Genomic DNA, 19481 nt, shown 5'->3' on the forward strand with positions numbered 1-19481 from the left:
CCTGAGGGCAGGCGAATCGCCGAAGCCTCGCCATACCAAATGCGTCCGCTCTACCTAACCAGAGCGGGGTTAAAGCGATGTTAACCATGCGTGCCGGCGTGCGCATTCCCGAGGGGAAACGAAAAAAGGCCCGAACCGTGCAAGGTTCGGGCCAAGAGCGGCTCATGTTGAGAGCCGCGACGGGCCGTGAAGGGCGCCCTCATGCGGGGCGCCCAAAGCCGATGTTACGAGTGATAGGCGGCTTCGCCGTGGGTCGCGAGGTCGAGACCTTCGCGCTCGGCTTCGACGCTGACGCGCAGGCCGATGACGACGTCGACGATCTTGAAGAGGATCGCCGAGCCGATACCCGACCACAGAAGAGTCGTGAGAACGCCCTTCGCCTGGTTCAAGACCTGGGTTGCCGTGCCGGCATAGGTGGCGGCGAAATCGGCCGTCGAATAGTCGACGATGCCTGCACCGCCCAGCGCCGGATTGACGAGGATGCCTGTGCCAAGAGCGCCGATGATGCCGCCGATGCAATGGACGCCGAAAACGTCGAGGCTGTCGTCGTAGTTGAACTTGTTCTTCACGACGTCGACGAAGAAGTAGCAGACCGGCGAAACGATGAGGCCGAGAACGATCGAGCCCATCGGCCCGGCAAAGCCGGCGGCAGGGGTGACGGCAACGAGGCCGGCGACGGCGCCGGAAGCGCCACCGAGCATCGAAGCCTTGCCGCGGGCGAGGCTTTCGACGATGCACCAGGATACCGCGGCGGCTGCCGCCGCGACGAAGGTGTTGATCATGGCGAGCGATGCATAGCCGTTGGCTTCGAGGTTGGAACCGGCGTTGAAGCCGAACCAGCCGACCCAGAGCAGCGAGGCACCGACCATGGTCAACGTCATCGAATGCGGAGCCATGATTTCCTTCTTATAGCCCGTGCGCTTGCCGAGCATGATGGCACCGACAAGACCGGCAATACCGGCATTGATGTGAACGACCGTGCCGCCGGCAAAGTCGATTGCGCCGTAAGAGAAGATAAGGCCGGCCGGCGAAGTGTAGGAGCTCGGACCGCCCCAGAACCAGACCATGTGCGCCATCGGGAAGTAGATGAAGGTGACCCAGAGCACGACGAAGAGCATGACGGCCGAGAACTTGATGCGCTCGGCAAAGGCGCCGACGATGAGGCCGGGTGTGATGCAGGCGAAGGTCATCTGGAAGACGATGAAGGTGTATTCGGGAATTGCGACGCCCTTCGAGAAGGTCTCGACCAGCGACGAGGGATCGACGCCGGCAAGGAACGCCTTGGAGAAGCCGCCGACGAAGCTGTTCAGCGAGCCGCCGTCGGTGAAGGCGAGCGAATAGCCGTAGGTCACCCAGAGCAGCGCCACCACGGCCGTGATCATGAAGACCTGCATCAGCACGGAGAGCATGTTCTTGGCGCGGACAAGACCGCCGTAGAATAGCGCAAGGCCGGGGATGGTCATTAAAAGGACGAGCGCCGAGGAGACGAGCATCCAGGTATTGTCACCCTTGTCCATCGTGAGAGCAGGAGCAGCGGCGGCAGCGGCTGGCGCAGCAGCTTCCTGCGCGAAGGCGACGGCCGGCGCAAGAAGCGCAGCCGATGCTGCGCCGACCCGCGCAAAGGTGGAAGAAAACTTCGAAATTGACATTGGAAAAGGCTCCTTGATCTGCCGTTCTTACAGCGCTTCTGAATCGGTTTCGCCCGTACGGATGCGCACGGCATGGTCGATCGAATAGACGAAGATCTTGCCGTCACCGATCTGGCCGGTCTTGGCCGACGCCGCGATGGCTTCGACCGCCCTGTCGACAAGTTCAGATGCAACCGCGATTTCGATCTTGAGCTTCGGCAGGAAGCTGACGGCATATTCGGTGCCGCGATAGATCTCGGTATGTCCCTTCTGGCGCCCGTAGCCCTTTACCTCGGTTACGGTCAGGCCCTGAATGCCGATCGCCGTAAGGGCTTCGCGGACCTCATCGAGCTTGAACGGCTTGATAATAGCCATCACAATTTTCATCTGGTTTCCCATCCTTCGTTATCCTCGGCGCGGAGCCGACTCTCCTTGCCGCTGACGTTCCTGAACAGCGACCGGCGATATACATTCAAAGGACGTGCCAGATTCGAAGCAGAAGCTAACCCATTGAAAAGTAAATGTTATAATTAATGATACCAATAAACAGGCATTTGACTGAGCAATAAGCGCATAAATAATGCGCAAATTTGCAATTCTGCCTATTCTTTATTCATTTGCCTTTTTCCGAATCAATCCTTCCTGCGCGACAGACGCGATCAGCACACCTGTACGGGTGAACAGGCTCCCGCGAGTCAATCCCCTGGCGCCTGAAGCCGAGGGGCTATCCTGCGTATAGAGCAGCCAGTCGTCGAGCTTGCAGGGCCGGTGGAACCACATGGAGTGATCGAGGCTTGCAACCTGCAGGCTCTGATCGAAGATGGAAGTTCCGTGCGCATAAAGCGAGGTATCGAGCAGCGTCATATCAGAGAGATAGGCAAGCACTGCAGCCTGATAGAGCCGGTCGTCGGGAACCGAACCGGTGGCGCGCACCCAGACGTCCTGCATGGGATCGAGCTTCTTGTCGGAAAAATAGTGGGTCAGCGAGACGGGGCGGATCTCGATCGGCCGCTCGCGCTCCCAGTATTTCCGGATCGCTTCCGGCGCATGCGCCAGATATTGCTCCTTGATCTGCTGTTCGCCGAGTAGGTCTTCGGGCATCGCCACAGCGGGCATGGCGATCTGGTGGTCGAAGCCGGGTTCCTCCACCTGGAAAGAAGCCGAGAGCGCGAAGATCGCCTTGCCGTGCTGGATCGCGACCACGCGCCGGGTGTTGAAGCTCGATCCGTTGCGGATGCGTTCCACCTGATAGATGATCGGCACCGAGGGATCGCCGGGGCGTATGAAGTAGGCGTGCAGTGAATGGACGAAGCGCTCGGCCTCGATGGTGCGCTGCGCCGCCATCAGCGCCTGACCGATCACCTGCCCGCCGAAGACACGCTGCCAGCCGGCCTGCGGACTGCGGCCGCGGAAGATATCGACCTCGATGGGCTCCAGATCGAGTGTCGCAAGCAGCCTCTCCATCGCCGAAGGTTCTGATGTCTCGCGCGTCATTTTGCATGCCTCCCGGCGGTAGGAAGTGAAGTTGCGATGATCTATATAGGTGATATCTGAGGCATAAGGTACGGGAGCAGCGCGATGCTGGATATGCTGGTTGTGGGCGGGGGTTATGTCGGCCTTTCCGCGGCCGTCGCGGTCAAGCAGGCAGCGCCCCATCTGAATGTCACGGTCGTCGAGGCCGCGCCCGAGCATGTCTGGAAAAACGATACGCGCGCTTCCGCCGTCATCGCGGCGGCGGCAAAGATGCTCGAAATCTTCGGCATCTGGACCGAAATCGAGCCGGAAGCGCAGCCGATTACCAAGATGATCGTGACAGATTCCCGGACCTCCGATCCGGTTCGCCCGGTTTTCCTCACCTTTGACGGTGAAGTGGCGGAAGGCCGGCCCTTCGCTCACATGGTTCCGAATGTCGCGATGGTCGCAGCACTTCGCGGCGCCTGCGAACGGCACGGCATCGATATACGCCACGGACTGAGCGCGACGGAGCTCAAAACGCAGGACAGCCATGTCAGCGTCACGCTTTCGAACGGCAATACGCTGGAATCCCGGCTGGTGGTCGCCTGCGACGGCGTGCGCTCGAAGCTGCGCGATCTCGCCGGCATCAGGACCGTCACCTGGGACTACGGCCAGTCCGGCATCGTCGCGACGGTCGAGCATGAGCGGCCCCATGACGGCTGCGCCGAGGAGCATTTTTTGCCGGCCGGTCCCTTCGCCATCCTGCCGCTCCGGAACAACCGCTCCTCGCTCGTTTGGACGGAACGCACGCATGATGCCGACAGGCTGGTCGCCGCCGACGATCTGATCTTCGAGGAGGAACTGGAACGCCGCTTCGGCCATAAGCTCGGGACGCTCAAAGTCATCGGCGACAAACGCGCCTTTCCGCTCGGCCTGACGCTTGCCCGCTCCTTCGTCACTCCGCGTTTGGCGCTGGCCGGCGACGCCGCGCACGGCATCCACCCGATTTCGGGACAGGGCCTCAACCTTGGCTTCAAGGACGTGGCGGCGCTCGCCGAAACGATCGTCGAGGCCGACCGCCTCGGTCTCGATATCGGCTCGATCAACATCCTCGAGCGCTACCAGACCTGGCGGCGCTTCGATACTTTCCGCATGGGCGTGACGACCGACGTTCTCAACCGGCTCTTCTCCAACGACACAACGCCGATCCGAATCGCCCGCGACATTGGCCTCGGCGTCGTCGACCGGCTGCCGCGCCTCAAATCCTTCTTCATCAGCCAGGCTGCCGGAACAGCCGCAAGGGACAATCCGCGGCTGCTGGCCGGCCAGATGATATAGCCCAGCAGTTCCAGGAAAGTGTGAAGCGGTTTTCCGTCCGGAAATTCCGTAGATACAAAAGCCCGGAGCGGTTTTGCGCTTCGTGAAACGCGCAACCGCTCAAGCCGGATTGAAGGAGGCGCTATTCGTCGAGGCGCCGCGCCTCGGACACCAGCATGATCGGAATGCCGTCGCGGATAGGATAGGCAAGCTGCGCCTTTTCCGAGACGAGCTCATTATGTTCGCGATCATAAGAGAGCCGCCCCTTGGAGAGCGGACAGACCAGGAGCTCCAACAATTTCGGATCGACGCGGCTCAATTTTTCGTCCATCGCTGCAGTCTACTGCAGAACCGTATCGGAGTCACCGAAGACCCGCGCCAGCACGATTTCGGTGATGGCGATCAGCGTCTCGGCCCGCGTCTTCAGGTCCGGCGCCTCCAGGAGCGCCTGCTTTTCAGCCGGTCCGAACGGCGACATCATGGCGAGTGAATTGACCAGCGTCAGGTTGCTGGCCCGCTCGACGCTCTCCCAGTCGGCCTCCAGCTTATTGGCGTCGAGATAGGCCTTGAAGGCGGTCAGCAGCGCCGTGCGGTCGACCGCTTCCTCCTCGTTCTCAGCCGAGAGATCGGAAATGAAGGGCGCGATGCGGAAGGTGCGGAAGGGATCGCTGGTCGCTTTCTCCTCCAAGAGCCGGAAGCGGCAGACCCCGGTCAGCGACACGATATAGCGCCCGTCGCCGGTCTCGGCGAAGGATGTGATGCGACCGAGGCAGCCGACGGTGGCAAGGCTCGGCTCGCCGCCCTTGTCCTCATGTTCGCCGAGCGCCGGCTGTACCATGCCGATCAGCCGGTTTCCGGCAAGTGCTGCATCCAGCATAGCCAGATAACGCGGCTCGAAGATGTTGAGGGGAAGCTGCCCGGCGGGCAGGAGGAGGGCCCCGGTCAGGGGGAAGACGGCGATCGCATCAGGCAGATCGCCCGGCTTCAGGTATCTGGCATTACCGACTTGCATGAAACCGTCCCGCATTCTGGCAGACGGGCATGCCCGTCCTGACGAGAATGTGGTGCCCCCGCCCGAAAACGCAAGGGCGGATATTCATCTTAAGAGAACAGCATCGCCGAAAGCTTGCGCCGGGCGGCCACCGTCGCCGGATCCTTGAATCCCCAGACCTCGAAGAACTGCAGCAGTTGCCGGCGGGCGCCGTCATCGTCGAAGGCGCGATCCTTGCGCATGATGAGAAGCAGATGTTCGGCGGCTTCCTCGCGCCGGCCTTCGACATTGAGGATCTTGGCGAGCTTCAGCCGCGCCTCGTGATTATCGGGATTGGCAGCCAGTTCACGCTCGAGCGCAACGGGATCGCCGAGCTTGCGCGCCTCTTCGATCTGGTCGAGCTTCTTCAGCACCGCCTGGATGCCGGCATCCTTCGCAAGCTCCTGCGGCAGATCAGTCAGCGTTTCGCGCGCCCGCTGATGCTGGTTTGCGGCGATCATGCATTCGGCCATTCCGGCAAGCGCCTTGGCATTCTCGGGATCGGCCTGCATGACGGCGCCGTAAAGCTGCGCGGCCTCGTTGACATTGCCGGCGGCGAGAAGCTCTGCCGCTTCCGTCAGTACGGCCTCGATCTCGGCCGCCTCGTCGGCGCCGGCCGGACCGGCGATCCGGTCGATGAACTGGCGAATCTGGGTCTCAGGCACCGCGCCCATGAAGCCGTCGGCCGGACGGCCGTTGACGAAGGCAATGACGGCAGGAATCGACTGGATTCCGAGCTGGCCAGCTATCGAGGGATGGTCGTCGATGTTCATCTTGACCAGCCGAACGCGGCCATTAGCCTCGTTGACCACCTTCTCCAGGACCGGCGTCAGTTGCTTGCAGGGACCGCACCAGGGCGCCCAGAAATCGACCAGCACCGGCTGTTTGCGCGATGCCTCGATAACGTCCTTGCCGAAATTCGCAGTCGTCGTGTCGGTGATGTAGCTGCCGGCCGCAGCCGCCGGTTCAGTCTGAGCGCCGAAGCTGGCCGTTGCCGACATCTGATTTCCGAAGGAACCATTATAGGGATTGTTGCTGCCGCTCATAGGTATCTCCCGCCGCGCCGATTCTGCCGGCATGATTGTAGCGCTAAAATCGTATGTCAGGACGTCACTTTCAAGACAAGCGGCTTATGTCCGGTCGCTTCCATGAAACGGATCAGGTCGCCGCTCGCAATCGATGTCGTCGCATTATTGGAGAGCGGGTGGCAGTTGACGATCTCCTCTTCCATCAGATCGGCATCGAGCACGAAGGTGACGTTCCCACCGGAATCGTTGATCGCACCGAAGGCCGTAACCGCTCCCGGAATGACACCGAGATACTCCATCAGCTTCTCCGCTCTGCCGAACGAGACCCGGCCCGACCCGCCGATGATGGTGTGAACCTGCTTGAGGTCGACCTCGGCATTCTCCTCCACAGTCAGCAGAAAATACCTGTCCTTCTTGTCCTTGACGAACAGATTCTTGGTGTGACCGCCGGGAATTTCATCGCGCAGGGCAACCGATTCGGCCACCGTGAAAACGGGCGCATGATCGACCGTCTTGTGCGGGATGCCCAGCCGGTCGAGGAAGGCGAACAATTCTTCTCTTGTCTTGCAGGTATTTTCTGACATCTGGCGATCCATTAGGCGGAAGAGGAAATCGAGGCGTCCTGATTAAGTCCGTCCATAATATTTGGCAATCTTCGCAACCGACGCTCTACCCCCGCATTTGCGGCCTTTCCGCTCCGCCTCCCCAGGCGCCTGAATTTTTCTTCGCCTCTTCGTCATTTCCCTGTTGCATTTGAAAATCCGTTAGGCCATATAGCGCCCGTCGCCACGAGGCGGCGCCCACGGTCCAACAACTACCCCGGACCGATGCGGATTGAGCGGGTGTAGCTCAGGGGTAGAGCACAACCTTGCCAAGGTTGGGGTCGAGGGTTCGAATCCCTTCGCCCGCTCCAAAATTCCCTTTCGGATCAATGAGACTTGGGCTGCCCGGCAGGGCGGCTTCACTTTCGCCGTCGACTGCTCTCAGTGAGGTGCAGAGGATTCGTCCAGCAAAACACTTCGAATTGCTCCGGCCCTTGATTTCGCCCCAACTGCGAATAGTGCTCGGCGCCCTGTCAACATAAATGGTGAATTATGCGAGAAATATTCCGATCACGCCAGGCGACCTAAAGAGGCGGCCGGATGTATCGCCCTTTGACTTACAATGGGAAGGATGACGAGCCACCAGATACGCCGATGTCAGCCGAAGCAGGAATGATCGAAACCCAGTGAAAACGCGAGCGCGCACGCCAATTAGAATACAAACGAACGCAATATTGTGATTGCGGGTTTCAACCATTCCGCGTCGGGCAGCCGTTCGTAGATTGGGGTGAGCGCTCCCGCCCACCCCAACATAAGTGTGATGAGCCCGCCCGCCGCAGTTCGCGACCCCCATTTTGCTAGCCTTGTGGACGTCTGGGTAGCGAAATCGGACGCGAATTGGGCCACATACTCAAATACCTTGCTGAACAAGTTTTCTAAGGTCCTGAACAAAGCATATGATGTTCGTTTGAAGGCGCGTTTAGGGTCGCCAACCGCTTCTTTTATAAGTTTAATCGTGCGGGGAACTTCAGCGTCGACTAGATCTGGTTCAGCACTTAGACTTGAAATAATTTCATCAGCGATTGCTACCGATTTCTTAATATCGCTTTCATCAAGCTCCACGACGGCAGCATTTTCTGTATATCGGCGCCAATCGGGAAACTGAGCCACGTACGCGTTGACAGAGTTTAGGTGCGCGCGCAGTCGTGCAGACACGGCATCGCTAAGCTCAGCGTCATACTTTTTGGCCATTTCGACGCATGAAATGTTCATTATACCGAGTTGAATAATGTCGTCCGCAGCTTGGAGTTTCGATTGGAGCGAAATAACCGTTTCGAGAAATCGAGTGTCACAATTTGAACGACGCAGCTCCTCAACAACCGTTTTCCCTTGAGACACAAGCGCCTCTCGGGCCGATTCAGCACTCTTGGTGTCTTGCTTGGAAGTGGTCGCGGGGAGGTGATCCACGGTCAAGAAAGCTTCTTGGATCTTGAATTGCACTGGGGCAAGCTTTTGCTCCGGAACAAGTTCAGAAAGGCGCTCGATGGTGCGTTTGTCTGGAATGCGAAGCTCCCGCGGCTCCCCCAGCGCGAGCTGCTCCTGATCTGCGTCTATCTGTACCGCGTTCCGCACTCGATCACGCAGGAGAACCAACGCGCCTGCAAAAGTTGTCCGAACAGGTTCCTGGCGTTCTCTAGCTCCAGTTGAGCTTCGGATGTGCTCTCGGATCACAACCGGGTTTTGAGCAAACTGCCTGAATGATGCGCTTTCTTGGATCGCTGTGATCTCCGAGAAAAAGCGGACCATACTGTTTTCAGTGAAAACCCGACGGTTTCTAACGTAAAGCTGCCGCAAGATCTCAAGCCGGGGAGCAACCTCCAAGGCGTCATCCATATCGATCTGCCGGGAACTACTGACAGCGGTGCGAAGCGACATGATAATGTCTAATACACCGTCTTCTATAAAATATTCCACAAAAGCCCCACCCCCGGATGTTTCCACTTTTTATGTACATCATCTGGGTAAAAGCTTGTAAACCCCTGAATTTAACACAGAAATTCTGCTTTCTGGAAATTAACTATTTGGCGATTGAAAAGTCGCCCGCAGGACTTAACGCGATGCAGTACGGTTACCACTGAACATGTTCCCCAGGGCGTCAGAAAACTGACCGTTCCATCATGTGTCTACAAATCCGAATGCACTACCCAAGCGAGCTACGCCCTTATAGCTACTCGCCCTTGGATTGAACAATGCAGAAAACAGGACTAACTTTGAATTGCAAGCGCATTCTTTTGCTCACATTGTTCAACCATTGGTCAACCGAGAGGGGACAATATCATGCCAGCAGCAGCTAGAGAACTTTCTCCCGACTTATTGAAAACCGAAATCACTGAAATGTTGGAGGCGCTTACTCACCCTGCCTACGTGGCGGCTATGAAGGAAGTGAGGGACACACCGATCGACAAGCGGTTGGCACGGGGCGCACTTCTTTTGACTCCTCGCTCACTCCGCGAGAAAGGCGTACCGCTTCCCGAAAAAATGCGCATATCAAGCCGATATTTTGAGGAAGGCCTGCCAGACTATGTGGAATACGGGGATCTGAAGGATGGCGGCGCAAATGTGATTACCGGCCTCGCCGCCGCGCAGCCGGATCTTTTGGACAGGCTTCGAATCGAAAACCCGGCTCTTCTGAAGCAACTCCTATCCTCAGGCCCAGGCATCATGGCAGGTTGCTGCTGTGGAGGCGCTGCTACAGCGTGCGGCGGCTGCGGTGGAGCTACCTGACCGGCCGCTAGCTAAGTTCAACGGCTGCCGGAAGGGAGGCCTTCATGAACTACCCAGGATTAGATTTCACGCAGGCAGAGTTACGTGCTGCGATGGCAAGCTACTACGATGATTTGCTTGAATTCGTAAGCACCGATGAATTTCGAAGTTTATACCGAACGTTGATGGCCTTGCCACCATCTGAAAGACCGACATTTGTCGAAACGGTGATCCTTAGTAGCAAAGAGCTAGAGGATCGCGGCATTCGCGTACCGGAAGATATTTTGGTGCAAACGTCCGCTTTCGGCGACAGACGTCCTACGTTGTTTGCCGTCAAGAAATTTCTTCCGGAGAAGTTCCATAGAGCATGGGAGAACGTGAATATCACGTTCTTTAATGACTTCGACGACGAAACTGTGCCAAACGATCCTGAAAATGCCTGGCGACTGCCGCTTCCTGTCGCTCTTCAACAAGCTCTTCTGGCGAACGGCATTGACCTAAATTCGGTTTCGAATGACATCGGCATGACACTCAACAGATGATTAACCCTGAATAGGAGCCCGCGACTCACAAGGCGCGGGCTTTCACCTCATGCGGGGCTGGGTAGGTCAGCAAATCGGCGCCGTAAATCTCACTTCGTCGATAGCGGCCAATGTATCAACCCGCCCATTCAAAAACTTTCGAAGAAGGGTATCCGCGGCGCGTCAGCACCTCCGCCCAGCGCATCGTCTTGGGCCATGCCCAATTAGAGGCGCTGTTTGCTCGGCTCGACTTGCCTCGGGTCCGTGCATGGAGGCAAGAGCGCCCATATGCTATCGAATAGATGCGGCACGATGGATCGGGCGGCAAATTCCAAGGCCGAACGCGCACCTGGCTTCGATAGACTTCGACCATGTTAAAAACCGCCGATCTTCCCAGTCAATATTGCTGCCCTGAAGGCTATGCTTAGGCCGATCGCGCTCAATTTCACGAACTTCTTCTTAGCCGGGAGCATGACACCAGAGCGGAGAATCGGGGACAGTCGCTTCGCTGATCGAGATATGCAATCTCAACCTGTCGATCCGCTCGCCTACCTGCGTTGTACGCTCGCCGCGATTGCTCAAAGGAAAGGGTGCGGGCGGACTCATTTGTGCAAATGAGTGCGCGACACTACCCAAAGATCGAGGACCTTGGAGCGTCGGGGTGGTTCATCGGCTGTGTGTGCCCAGCCATCCAGACGCAAAGGTGCTGCCACATCTGATTACAGCATGAGTAGATGGACATCGCGTCGTGATCGTCGGACGCTCCAAGTTCCTCTAATCGCGTTTCTGCATCAATGCACGCGTTTTTAATTGCTGTGAACACTAAAATGACTGAGGCGGTATCTACGCCGACTGGAAAACTTTGCTTTAGATTGAGGAACAAATCCCGAAAAACTGTTGAATATGGCGGGCGTGCGTCGGGAGCAGTTATTGCACAGTCATATCCCCACCATGTGGAATCGTGTGCCGCAAAGGACTGCCCAAGCTCTTTAGCTGTGTGGCACGCCCAGCAGAAGATTTTGTATCCTTGCAGGTTCACCGCGTCGGCCGCGGACAACGCTACTTCTCCATTTGCATCCCAAAGGGCATCTGGTGAACCGTGACTCATTGCAAAGATGAGATTATCCGGCGGGACGATTTGAAACTCGGAATGTAGACGTGCGCGAGTTGCATCTGCTGCAAAGAGAGCGAGGTCACTTTGCACCAGCATTTCTAATGCAATAGCATGATTGGCCTGCGTAGCAGGGTCCGTGGAGGAAACAAAAAAGATGGTCATTTGTTCGCCTGCCGTGCGATGAGATCACGGGCAACTCGCAATAGCTCTGTAGCATATTGATTTCCGAGGGGCGTTCCATCGGCAATTGCTTTTGCCAGCTCGCCAGCGCTAATCCTTGCACCTGCCATTGTCTTCCAAACGACCTTCGTTTCAGGAAGTTCTCGTAACAATGTGGAAACCACATCGCGGGTATCCGAGAGTTTGCCAACGGGTAATTTAAAATCGAGGTCAGCACCCACCAATGCGGCGACTCCCTCAACGAATGTCCGTAAAGAAGGAGAGCGTGCAGCAGCTAAGTTAACATCGAAATCCCCGGCAACCGGGTATTTACTAGCCGATCCAAATACGTTCATCGCGAACTGCTTTGGGTAGGGAATTGCCTCAGGTAGGGGCGCGCGATCGATCATTTCCCTAGCATGGGGGCTGCGGGCAGCACTCTTTGCAAAGTCGGGATCAGCGAATATCCATGCTTCGATTGTCGGAACCGCGCAGAATACATCAATTGAAGGGCGCCCCAACTGCTGACGTGCCAATTCCCTCGAATCTGCGACGCTCGCTTCGTCGGCGTCAACGAGAGCAACAAACTTATGCAGATCATCGTTTCTCAATTGGCGGATATGAGATGCAATATTTCGCTTAACGCCCAATGATCGAATGCTGATGTGCGCTTTCTGGTGCAGCCCTAAAGCGTTGACCAGCGTTTGCACCATCGAATGGTCTGTTGGGCCTTCTACGAACACAGTTAGATGTGGATTTGTCATGGGGACATTTTACGAATCAGATCGGCGTTATCTGACGTGAGTTGATTTATCTTGAAGAGTCAACACGGCTTTATGCAGACGCCTGTAAAGCCACTAAGCCAGTCGGAGAGCGGGATGCGCTCGCGGTAAAGCACTTTTACGCCGGTTTTGGTCGCAATGCGGTCGCCAGAGGTCCCGACATGGATACGGCCATCGATCCCGCAAACTGCTCAGACCGCTCGAACTTCAGCGAGCCGCTTGACGGCATACTGGTCCTGCCGGCAGACAGGCGGCTTCCCATGCGGCTTGCGCAACGGGCGACGTGAGCGCCGTCGTCCAGACCGGCAGCGTTGCTGGGCGGCATGGCAGCGGAGAGGCTCTCGGCGAAGGTGGCCAATCGGTTCTGGAACGAGCACAATTTCGTTTTCCGGAAATCCGATGGTCTTTTCTACCACGGCAAAGGGAGCGACGCCGGCCTTCGACAAATGGGCCGAGGATGCGACCGATCTGACGATCATTCCGCTCAACATGGCGGAACCGATCCTGATCGTCCGCAGCTCCAACGCCGCCCATGGCCTCGGCTTCTCGCCGCACGGCGCCGGCCGTAATTTTTCGCGCAGCGCCCATTTCAGGCGCCTGGCGGAAGAATATGGCGCCGATGCCCGCGGCTTGAGCCCGAACAACCTGGCGGCGATCCTGGAAAAGGACACGGCGGGCCTGGACGTTCGCTTCTTCTCGGGCTTCGCCGACGCCTCGGAACTGCCGAGCGCCTACAAGTCCGCCGCCAATGTTCGCGCCCCGATCGAGCATTACGGTCTGGCCGAGGTGGTCGACGAGGTCGTCCCGTATGGAAGCATCATGGCCGGCGACTGACAGAGGGATGCACCCTGGCGTCGTAAACGGGAACGCCGTTGATTGTCTCCGACAATGCTGCGGTCTTTGCCATACCGGCAAGGGCCGCAGCAGCATGTTAGCGGCAATTCTGTCGTCGATTCATATTACTTTATCAGGACCTAAGTATCGGCATTTCTTCGTATTATCTAAAAAATAACGCTGCCTCGTAACGACTCCTAAAGCCGGTTTTGGCACCTTGCTGCCTATCGATATTTGCTTCCAATTTTTTCGGCTGGGGTTTGTCATGAGTCACAATAAAGACGTCTGGGTCAGCCAGCGCGCTTATTCGCTGTGGGAATCGGAAGGCAGGCCGGAGGGGCGTGGGGAAAGCCATTGGGGCCAAGCACTCAAGGAATTCGAGCAGCTGGAATTGACCAAGGCCTCGCCCGACGGACAAGATCTCATCGCGAAGCTGAAGGCGGCCGGACGACTGATGCGGGTCTGTGACGTGGCAGTCCCCGCCGCCGGGAACGACCTGCAACTGAAAGCGGCTCGTTAGGCGGTGCCGACTCCAAGTGCCGAAAGCCGCATTCCCCAGTTGGCTCGGGCAGGGGGCCAGTTGTATATCGTCGGTGATGTGGCTCTCCTCTGCAGCTGCTATTTGTGCTGAGGTGTGGAGGAGGCTGACGGCAAAAGCCCCTAAGTCTTAGAGGTATTCAGGGGCACAAAAAAATTCCCGGCGACTGGCGCCGGGGGCATGCATTTCACATTCCGTGTTTGCGGATCATCGCTTCGGCAGATGCAAGAGCCGCCTTGGCTGCTGACAGGGCGGCGATCGCGCTCACGGCGACCCTTCCGGCCGGATAGGGGCCTGACGGCGGCAAATCTTTGGGCTCTGCCGGGTCCACCAGAGGGAAGCGGCAGCCGGTCGCGATTTCTGCAATCCGGCCGCCGTTTACTCCGAACCACGCAGCAATGTCATGCTGCCGGTCGCCTCGGGTCAACATCCCCTTCACGATTGCTGCATCGGCTGCCGAGAGGATGATGCCACTGGCTTCAGCGCGCTTTGTCATGACACACCTCACTGAACGCTGATCTTGGGGAGGCGCTGCTGCATCTTTGCAACCAGCACACGACGCCCAGCACTGCTGGAGTAGGATCCGGCGGCACCCAGCGGGGCAGCCCGCCAGAAGGTGACGCCCTTAACGGGGTCGCCTGAAGCGTTCTCGCCTTCGACCTCTTCGAGCGCCCCGCGCAGGATATTGGCGTAGCTCGTTGGCTCCGTGACGCCATCTCCGCGCGAACGAGCAATCTCGATCACCTGGGTCAGGAGCATGTGGAGCACGGTCACGCCGATGCCCTTCTGGACCGAGAACTCCGACGACTCGTCAAATGCCTCGGGCAAGACCGCCCTGATGCCGCGCCAGTAGGCGTCGAGGATCGACACCTGCTGGTCAGGCGAAAGCGCCTTGAAGTAGGGCGAGTTGAGCGCCGGCTTGAGCGACGACACCATCGACGCAGACGGCATAACCGTGTCACCCTTTTCCATTGCGGCGAAGCGGATGCGGTTGCGCCAGACGGGGCTCTCCTCGGACAGCTGCTTGACGATGTTCGTGGCGTGGACCTGCCAGTCGCGGCCACGTTCGACGAGCGATTCCATTACTTCTGGGTCCTGCGCCCGCTGCGACAGGAGCTCGTAGGCGAGGTCGGTGCGAACCGACTTGGCCTTCGAGTTGACAATGTAGAACTGGTCCATCTCTTCATCTTCGGTGGCGCCGAGCATGCAGGTGAAGGGGATCATGTACTTCGACCACCGCTCTTCCTCGAAGTCTTCGATCAGGCGCTTGAGAGCGAGAATACGGTGCTGTCCGTCGACAACATAGAACTTCGGCTCGTAGCCCAAGGAACGTCCGGAATCGTTGAAGGGCACGAGATTAAGCTGGCCATCGTTGAAAGCGCGCCTCGCTTCGCGGTTGCGGATATTCAGAAGCACCGAGGTAGGGAGATCGACCCGGCCCTTCCGCAAATCCGTCGCGAGTTCATTGATGCGCGTCTCCTGTGGTAGGCGCTGATACCCGCGCCCGGTTCGCGGGTCGCGGTGGGGGACCACGAAGTTATCCGGGATGAGCGCGCCCGCCGGAATGAAGCCCGTAACGATCGGAACTTCGGCCCGAATAAGCTTAGGCCCCATGATGACGGGGATCGACCGGGGGGCTGTGAAGGGGCCGGGTTCAGGTGTGAAGGTGGGGTGCGCCATCAATTTATCTTCCAATTCAGGAGTAATGTCAGTAAGCATGAAAAAACCTCGTAGGTGGGGTTAATGGAACGGGCTCCCCGGGTACCAGCCGGTGGGCCCGTTTTTTTATTGGGCCTTGGCCCGGCGATCTCTCGACCGCAAGGCTTATATGACTGATCTAGATCCGAACGTCCAGATCCAATTTTGCGGATCCAAATATCCGGATCCCAAATCGGAGATCCGCTGCCTCTGAATTACCTCCACCTGAGACAATGCTGGACTCCAGCCCATCGATACTGGCTCTCGGCTGCCTCATTCTACCTCCAACAACCGATAGCGGACGAACTGCTCCAACTCTTTGACTTGGCGTCGGGGTACTTGCAGAAATCTTCATCGTCGTGTTGAGTATTATGGATGCAGGCAGTGAAGAAATTCGAGCAGCTGGAATTGACCAGGGCCTCGCCCGATGGGAACGAACTCATCGAGAAGCTGAAGGCGGCCGGGCGGCTGATGCGGGTCTATGACGAGCAGCCTTCCACCCTCGAGAACGACCTGCAGCTGAAAGCCGCTCGTTAGAACTTGCTGAACCAAATTGAAGCACCTTGCCCGCACGGGACAGCAAGTGCCGGCCTGGTGCTATTGGCGAGCGGCCCAGCCGAGGCCGCGCCGCAGGATGAGCGGCATATAGGGATGGTCGAATTCGGCGGCGACATGGCCGAGAGCGGAATAGAAGATGCGACCGGCGCCGAAATGGCGTTTGAAGACGACGGGCATTACTACATTGCGCGCCGCCGGATCGTAGGCGCCGGTGAAGGTGGTGGTGGCGAGGATTTCGACTGTCGGATCATAATGCAGATAATATTGCTCCGAGCGATAGTCGAAGTCGGGAATGCCCGCCATGACAGGATCGTCCTGCCGGGTGACGGCGACGCGGAAATCGATGATGTTGCCGGGGTGAGCGACCCAGGTGACGCCGGAGACGTAGCGGAACGGCGCGCTTTCCTTGAAGGAGGTGGCGAGCGCGCCGTGATGGCCGGCAAGTCCCAACCCGCCGCGCACGGCCTCGACCAAGGCGCTAGCATAGGGCTTTTCCAGCGTTTCGCCGGTGATGATGGGCACCAGCAGATCCGCCTTAGCCAGGGTCGGAGATCCGAATATGCCGAGATCGCCGGTCACCTCCACAGCGAAGCCGTCTTCGCGCAGGAGATCGGCGACGATATGGGCGCATTGTTCCGGCTCATGGCCCTGCCAGCCGCCCCAGACGATCAATGCCTTCCTCATTCCCGTTCTCCCTGCCGGATTGCCGCGGATCGTTGATCATCATGCGATGGTAGAAGCCGCTTAAATCGGGTGGTTATGCAAATCACGCGAATAATTCATCAATGACGCCGCTTCGGGCAAATCGCGCGGGAGACCGCGGGTTGCGGCATTTGACGTATTGTCCGCTCGTGCCGTTCGCAGTTCCTTCTTTTTATTGACGTCTATCTCGTCTAGGTTTCTTCCATCTCTCACTGATAATTAAGGGTGGTGCATGGCAGGTGAAACGGTTCTTGTGGTCGGCGGCGCCGGTTATATCGGCTCGCATACGTGCCTCGACCTGGCGAACAAGGGTTATCGTCCTGTCGTCTTCGACAATTTTTCGAACGGCCATCGCGAGTTCGTCAAATGGGGGCCGGCCGAGGAGGGCGATATCCGCGATCGCGCCCGGTTGGATGAGGTGCTGGCCAAGCACAAGCCTTCGGCCATCCTGCATTTCGCGGCGCTGATCGAAGTCGGCGAATCGGTCAAGGATCCGGTTTCCTTCTATGAAAACAATGTGATCGGCACTCTGACGCTACTTTCGGCGGCGCAGGCGGCCGGTATCGAGGCCTTCGTCTTCTCTTCCACCTGCGCCACCTATGGCCTGCCGCAGAGCGTGCCGCTCGACGAGACGCACCGGCAGCTGCCGATCAATCCCTACGGGCGGACGAAATATATCGTCGAACAGGCGCTTGCCGATTACGATCAGTACAAGAGCCTGCGCTCGGTGGTGCTGCGCTATTTCAATGCGGCCGGTGCGGATTTCGAAGGCCGGATCGGCGAGTGGCATCAGCCGGAAACGCATGCGATTCCCTTGGCGATCGACGCCGCACTCGGCCGTCGCCAGGGCTTCAAGGTGTTCGGCAGCGACTACGAAACGCGCGACGGCACCTGCGTGCGCGACTACATCCATGTGCTGGATCTTGCCGACGCGCATGTGCGCGCCGTCGAATATCTGCTGAAAGGCGGCCAATCCGTCGCGCTCAACCTCGGCACCGGCACGGGAACGACGGTCAAGGAATTGCTCGGGGCGATCGAGGACGTGTCGAACCGGCCCTTCCCCGTCGAATATATCGGGCGGCGCGAAGGAGATTCGCATACGCTGGTCGCCAACAACGACAAGGCGCGTGACGTGCTCGGCTGGGTGCCGCAGTATGATCTGTCCGAGATCATCCGCTCCGCCTGGAACTGGCATGCAAAATCCAACCAGCATTGAGCCAATAAGCATTGAGAAGCTCCGCCGGCCCAATATTCTGCTGATCACTGCGGACCAATGGCGTGGCGACTGCCTGTCGGCGCTCGGCCATGCTTGCGTGAAAACGCCTAATCTCGATGTCTTGGCAAGGGAAGGCACGCTCTTCCGGCGGCACTATGCCGGGGCCGCCCCCTGCTCGCCGGCCCGGGCCACGCTCTATACCGGCCTGTATCAGATGAACCACCGCGTCTGCCGCAATGGTTCGCCGCTTGACGCGCGCTTCGACAATCTGGCGCTGGCAGCCCGGCGGGCGGGATACGACCCGACGCTGTTCGGCTATACGGACACGGCGCCCGATCCGCGCGGCATGGATCCGGCCGACCCGCATCTGACGACCTATGAAGGCGTGCTGCCTGGTTTTACCGCTCGCCAGCTGCTACCCGAGCATGAGCGGCAATGGCTATCATGGCTCAGATCACGTGGCCATTTGAATGCTGTCAGCCGCGACATTCATATCCCCGTCGGTGCGCAGGCCGGCGAAATTTCCGATGCGGCGCCAGCCTATTCCAGCGATGAGACCCAGACCGCCTTCCTGGCCGGCGAGTTCATTCGATGGATGGGCGAACAGGACCGGCCGTGGTTTGCGCATGTCTCCTTCTTGCGGCCGCACCCGCCATTTTCGGTGCCGGCGCCGTTCAACCGGATGTTCAAGCCGGATGCCGGGCCGGCCTTTGCGCGTGCGGAAAATTGCGAAGCGGAACAGGCAGCCCATCCCTATCTCGCCTATGCCATGCCGCTCACCGACAAAGGCAGCTTCATCCACGGGGCGCAAGGGCCGCTCAGCGCCTGGAACAGCGAGGATTTCGCGGCGATCCGGGCGATTTACTACGGGATGATATCGGAGGTCGACGCGCAGCTCGGCCGCATCTGGCAGACGCTCAAGGATGCGGGCGCTTGGGACGACACGCTCGTCGTCTTCACCTCGGACCATGCCGAGATGGCGGGAGATCACTGGACGCTCGGCAAGGGCGGCTTCTTCGACGGCGGCTACCATATCCCGCTGATAATCCGCGATCCCGCAAACGGTGCTGCCGGCAGGATCGTCGACGATTTCACCAGCGCCGCGGATATTTTTCCGACCCTTTGCGAAAGGCTCGGCATCGAGGCGAAGAACGGGCTCGACGGCCGGTCCCTGATGCCATTCATCATGGGCGGGCGCGCTGAGAGCTGGCGCGACGCGATATTCTGGGAGTTCGATTTCCGCGATATCGCCAAGGGCGAGGCGGAGCGGCATTTCGGTCTGAGGTCGAACCAGTGCAATCTCGCCGTGATCCGCGACGATCGGTTCAAATATGTGCATTTTGCCGCACTGCCGCCGCTGCTCTTCAATCTCTGCGACGATCCGATGGAACTCGACAATGTCGCGACTGATCCGGCCTATGCGGCGACCCGGCTTGAATATGCCGAGAAGTTGCTTTCGCTGAGAGCGCGCCATCTCGACCAGACGCTTGCTTATACCGAGCTGACGGAAAGGGGGCCGGTGACGCGCCGGCCCCGGTAGAGCATTTCCCTCTTCTTGGAATGACGGCGATGCTCTTTAATTTTTGCGCAGTTCCA

The 19481-nt window shown here is 58.6% G+C and carries 20 protein-coding genes, 1 tRNA gene and 1 pseudogene; 9 read left to right on the plus strand and 13 right to left on the minus strand.

The window, feature by feature from the left end; all coding sequences use genetic code 11:
• Positions 1-224 precede the first annotated feature (224 nt).
• The 3 genes from FFR93_RS33825 to tesB form a co-directional block, all read right to left on the minus strand.
• Positions 225-1649 (minus strand): ammonium transporter, encoded by a 1425-nt coding sequence (locus FFR93_RS33825; RefSeq protein WP_064708036.1) that lies wholly within the window; start codon positions 1647-1649, stop codon positions 225-227.
• Between the two features lie 27 nt (positions 1650-1676).
• Positions 1677-2027, minus strand: coding sequence for a P-II family nitrogen regulator (locus tag FFR93_RS33830; protein WP_003543684.1), 351 nt, complete (start codon positions 2025-2027; stop codon positions 1677-1679).
• Positions 2028-2237: 210 nt separating this feature from the next.
• Positions 2238-3122 (minus strand): acyl-CoA thioesterase II, encoded by an 885-nt coding sequence (gene tesB / locus FFR93_RS33835; protein WP_138396387.1) that lies wholly within the window; start codon positions 3120-3122, stop codon positions 2238-2240.
• Positions 3123-3206: 84 nt separating this feature from the next.
• Here tesB and FFR93_RS33840 point away from each other — a divergent pair, with 84 nt between their 5' ends.
• Positions 3207-4421: a ubiquinone biosynthesis hydroxylase gene (locus FFR93_RS33840; protein WP_138396388.1), complete on the plus strand. Its 1215-nt coding sequence runs from the start codon at positions 3207-3209 to the stop codon at positions 4419-4421.
• 121 nt (positions 4422-4542) lie between these two features.
• Here the strand turns inward: FFR93_RS33840 and FFR93_RS33845 are convergent, their stop codons facing one another.
• From FFR93_RS33845 to FFR93_RS33860, 4 genes are all read right to left on the minus strand, one after another.
• Entirely contained in the window at positions 4543-4731 is a 189-nt protein-coding gene (locus FFR93_RS33845) for a Trm112 family protein (protein WP_003567459.1), read from the minus strand.
• A 9-nt stretch (positions 4732-4740) separates the two neighbouring features.
• Positions 4741-5427 (minus strand): LON peptidase substrate-binding domain-containing protein, encoded by a 687-nt coding sequence (locus FFR93_RS33850; RefSeq protein WP_171049297.1) that lies wholly within the window; start codon positions 5425-5427, stop codon positions 4741-4743.
• Between the two features lie 74 nt (positions 5428-5501).
• Positions 5502-6476 carry a thioredoxin gene (gene trxA, locus FFR93_RS33855; RefSeq protein WP_138396389.1) on the minus strand — a complete coding sequence of 325 codons (975 nt, stop codon included), beginning with the start codon at positions 6474-6476 and terminating at the stop codon, positions 5502-5504.
• A gap of 56 nt (positions 6477-6532) precedes the next feature.
• On the minus strand, positions 6533-7042 hold the full coding sequence (locus FFR93_RS33860; RefSeq protein WP_138396390.1) for a prolyl-tRNA synthetase associated domain-containing protein: 510 nt from the start codon (positions 7040-7042) through the stop codon (positions 6533-6535).
• A 254-nt stretch (positions 7043-7296) separates the two neighbouring features.
• On the opposite strand from FFR93_RS33860, the gene FFR93_RS33865 reads away from it, so the two are divergent.
• A tRNA-Gly gene (locus FFR93_RS33865) sits at positions 7297-7371 on the plus strand.
• 340 nt (positions 7372-7711) lie between these two features.
• On the opposite strand, the gene FFR93_RS33870 is transcribed toward FFR93_RS33865, so the two are convergent.
• Positions 7712-8935, minus strand: coding sequence for a hypothetical protein (locus tag FFR93_RS33870; RefSeq protein ID WP_171049298.1), 1224 nt, complete (start codon positions 8933-8935; stop codon positions 7712-7714).
• A 402-nt stretch (positions 8936-9337) separates the two neighbouring features.
• Here FFR93_RS33870 and FFR93_RS33875 point away from each other — a divergent pair, with 402 nt between their 5' ends.
• The gene (locus FFR93_RS33875; RefSeq protein WP_138396392.1) at positions 9338-9784 is read left to right on the plus strand and encodes a hypothetical protein; all 447 of its coding nucleotides are present in this window, start codon (positions 9338-9340) and stop codon (positions 9782-9784) included.
• 44 nt (positions 9785-9828) lie between these two features.
• Entirely contained in the window at positions 9829-10305 is a 477-nt protein-coding gene (locus FFR93_RS33880) for a hypothetical protein (protein WP_138396393.1), read from the plus strand.
• A 607-nt stretch (positions 10306-10912) separates the two neighbouring features.
• Here the strand turns inward: FFR93_RS33880 and FFR93_RS33885 are convergent.
• Positions 10913-11560 carry a hypothetical protein gene (locus tag FFR93_RS33885; RefSeq protein ID WP_138396394.1) on the minus strand — a complete coding sequence of 216 codons (648 nt, stop codon included), beginning with the start codon at positions 11558-11560 and terminating at the stop codon, positions 10913-10915.
• Complete coding sequence (locus FFR93_RS33890) at positions 11557-12270, minus strand: hypothetical protein (protein WP_171049299.1); 714 nt, start codon at positions 12268-12270, stop codon at positions 11557-11559. Before FFR93_RS33890 ends, FFR93_RS33885 begins: the two co-directional genes overlap by 4 nt.
• A 392-nt stretch (positions 12271-12662) precedes the next feature.
• Between FFR93_RS33890 and FFR93_RS33895 the strand changes: the two are divergent.
• Positions 12663-13173: pseudogene (locus FFR93_RS33895) on the plus strand (RtcB family protein); the annotation flags it as partial.
• A gap of 265 nt (positions 13174-13438) precedes the next feature.
• A complete protein-coding gene (locus tag FFR93_RS33900) occupies positions 13439-13693 on the plus strand; it encodes a DUF2934 domain-containing protein (protein ID WP_138396396.1) in 255 nt (84 codons plus the stop codon).
• Between the two features lie 205 nt (positions 13694-13898).
• On the opposite strand, the gene FFR93_RS33905 is transcribed toward FFR93_RS33900, so the two are convergent.
• Together FFR93_RS33905 and FFR93_RS33910 are read right to left on the minus strand one after the other, a co-directional pair.
• Entirely contained in the window at positions 13899-14207 is a 309-nt protein-coding gene (locus tag FFR93_RS33905) for a hypothetical protein (protein ID WP_138396397.1), read from the minus strand.
• An 8-nt stretch (positions 14208-14215) separates the two neighbouring features.
• A complete protein-coding gene (locus FFR93_RS33910; protein WP_171049300.1) occupies positions 14216-15391 on the minus strand; it encodes a DGQHR domain-containing protein in 1176 nt (391 codons plus the stop codon).
• A gap of 402 nt (positions 15392-15793) precedes the next feature.
• Here FFR93_RS33910 and FFR93_RS41100 point away from each other — a divergent pair, with 402 nt between their 5' ends.
• Positions 15794-15946 (plus strand): hypothetical protein, encoded by a 153-nt coding sequence (locus FFR93_RS41100; protein ID WP_171049293.1) that lies wholly within the window; start codon positions 15794-15796, stop codon positions 15944-15946.
• Positions 15947-16006: 60 nt separating this feature from the next.
• Here the strand turns inward: FFR93_RS41100 and FFR93_RS33915 are convergent, their stop codons facing one another.
• Positions 16007-16651 (minus strand): ThuA domain-containing protein, encoded by a 645-nt coding sequence (locus FFR93_RS33915; RefSeq protein WP_138396399.1) that lies wholly within the window; start codon positions 16649-16651, stop codon positions 16007-16009.
• A gap of 250 nt (positions 16652-16901) precedes the next feature.
• Between FFR93_RS33915 and galE the strand changes: the two genes are divergently transcribed.
• On the plus strand, positions 16902-17885 hold the full coding sequence (galE, locus tag FFR93_RS33920; RefSeq protein WP_064696613.1) for a UDP-glucose 4-epimerase GalE: 984 nt from the start codon (positions 16902-16904) through the stop codon (positions 17883-17885).
• Positions 17863-19425, plus strand: coding sequence for an alkaline phosphatase family protein (locus FFR93_RS33925; protein ID WP_138396400.1), 1563 nt, complete (start codon positions 17863-17865; stop codon positions 19423-19425). Before galE ends, FFR93_RS33925 begins: the two co-directional genes overlap by 23 nt.
• Positions 19426-19481 lie beyond the last annotated feature (56 nt).

Origin of the sequence: Rhizobium sp. MHM7A, from assembly GCF_005862215.1 — a bacterium.
Classification (GTDB): domain Bacteria; phylum Pseudomonadota; class Alphaproteobacteria; order Rhizobiales; family Rhizobiaceae; genus Rhizobium; species Rhizobium bangladeshense.